At 46.2% G+C, this 2199-nt stretch carries 1 protein-coding gene; it reads right to left on the bottom strand.

Features of this window, described 5'->3' with window-relative positions:
- Positions 1 to 3: 3 nt before the first annotated feature.
- A partial coding sequence (locus tag LVD47_RS23220; RefSeq protein ID WP_236981098.1) for a T9SS type A sorting domain-containing protein occupies positions 4 to 2199 on the bottom strand: 2196 nt, incomplete at its 5' end.

The raw sequence follows: 2199 nt of genomic DNA, 5'->3' as shown, positions 1-2199 counted from the left end.
ATCTTATCTGATCAAAATCATCTGTTTGGTTTCTGTGTAATCACCCGATCGGAACTGGTAATACATTACCCCCCCGGTTGATAATTCATCTAATCGTAAGCGTACTTTATGGTGGCCGCTTTCATATTCACCTTCTACTACTTTGATCAACCGTCCCGTCACATCGTAAATATTGAGTACAACCTGGTCTTTCTTCGGTAGCTGGAATCCAATCGTCGTCTCTCCCTCAAACGGATTCGGGGTATTCTGGTACAATGCATAGCCCCATGAAGCATTCGTAAACTGTAACCCAATATTTTTTAAGATCCGGTCAGCACCGTATGCCTCTGATCGAATACTTTTGTTGTCGATATGTATCATATCCCGTAACCAGCCACCCGCTTTCGCTTCAACTTCCATTGTAAACAACACTTCTCCCTTACCTACGGTTTGAGGCTGTCCGTTTATCCAGTTCATATGCAATAATCCGGGACGGGATTGTACCTGACCATTTTCTCCAATCTCCAATGCACCCGATTCAATCGTTCGAATATCCAGCCACTGACTTAGATACTCCAGACTTACCTGTCCTCCTGTGATTTCGCTGAAGTTCGACGATGTTACTGCTATCCGGTAGTTTCCACCTGCTTCCAGGTAGCGGTCTCCCGTTTGCAATGTCACAACTCCCAAACCACTTCGTTCTTGTCGGCGACTTGGATCCGACCCTGTATTTACATCTCCTATTTTTACGCCCATAAAGTCGAGTTCCATATCCCTGGACAAGTCTTCTATCCGGTAATGTTCTCGTCCTGTCTCCCGGTGTACAAATCGCCAGCTCGGTGAATTAGCCAATTTAGACCCTGGCTGCAATACCAGTTGACGTAGCTCCATTACATCCCTAAAGTCTATCGTCCCGTTGTTATCCACATCCGCTGCCGTCTGTGACGTCCAGCTTTCCAATTCCTGCTCCCCCGTTATATGTTGCCATATCTCTACAACATCCAGTGTACTTAATCCTTCTCCATGCCCGTCATTCTTATACGGTACAATATCTACTTCCGTACCCTCCTGCATATTGAAACTGTAACTTCCGCTTATTGTACGGGTCGTCACAGGACTTCCTTCGGATACCTTAGCCGTTACAGATACATTCGACAGCATCTCTTCTGCTTCCGTATAGATCGCTCCGGCAATCGAATATACTTCAACCTGATTCGAAGTATCTACAACAGGCGCACACTGAGGATCTTCGTTGACCTTTATCACCTGTACAAAGGTCATTTCTTCATGCGTACACCAGTCCGCTACCGTCCAGTGCCGCTCCACTTTATACTGATCACTTACTTCCGCAATTTTATACACTTCATCTTCGTACCGTACTGTAATACCATTACACAATACACCCTCCAAATTCTCACGCAGTGTCAACTTACCCGTCTCTGCCGGCAATACCACATTCCCCTTTCCGTCGTATTCCAGATTCGCCACACACACGCCTGCTTTTTCCAGACTCTCCGGAACATGGAACATACTTTTTCGCAATCCACACGCACTTTCTATGTAGATCTTTTGCTCCAATTCCAATACCGGGCTTTTTTCACTGCAACTCCTGATTCGGAACCTTCTGGTAATCACGCCCTGGTTACATTCATCCAGGTCTACCCATACATCCTGCTCTACTTCTCCACTGCATAATATTCCAATTACACCGTGGTATCCTTTTGCTGATTCTTCCTCCAGCGTAGCAATCTTCTCCACTCGCTGAATCCAGTCTATCGTCCCGTCGTGCAACGTATCCGCAATCTTAATAATCTCTGATTTCTCTCCGCAATATATATTGGTATAACCAAAGGTTAATTCCTCTTCAGATAAAAGGTTTCCTTCCGCGTCTACGGCTCGTCCCCGGTTATCCAACCACGTAGGAATATAGCTACCCCAGATACTATCCAATGAAGCAAAGGCCTGCGGATCATTAGTACTATTGCCCGCCTCCAGGGCCGCTAACACTATGCCTTCGTAATTCGCACTATACGATTCACATGTAATCGATAAGTCTGCTAATTCCCGGGCTACTTCCCCTTTTGACTTATCTTCTACTTCTACTTCCAACCAGCCTTTCGACCAATTGCACCAGTAATCTACCGCTAAATATTCCACCGTCACCGCCTCACAGGCATCTTCGCATTTAAACGGCACATCCGTACTCCAGCCACCGCCCAG

The sequence above is a fragment of the Membranihabitans maritimus genome, from assembly GCF_021729145.1.
Lineage (GTDB): Bacteria > Bacteroidota > Bacteroidia > Chitinophagales > Saprospiraceae > Membranihabitans > Membranihabitans maritimus.
This window is presented reverse-complemented; position numbering and strand designations above follow the sequence as displayed.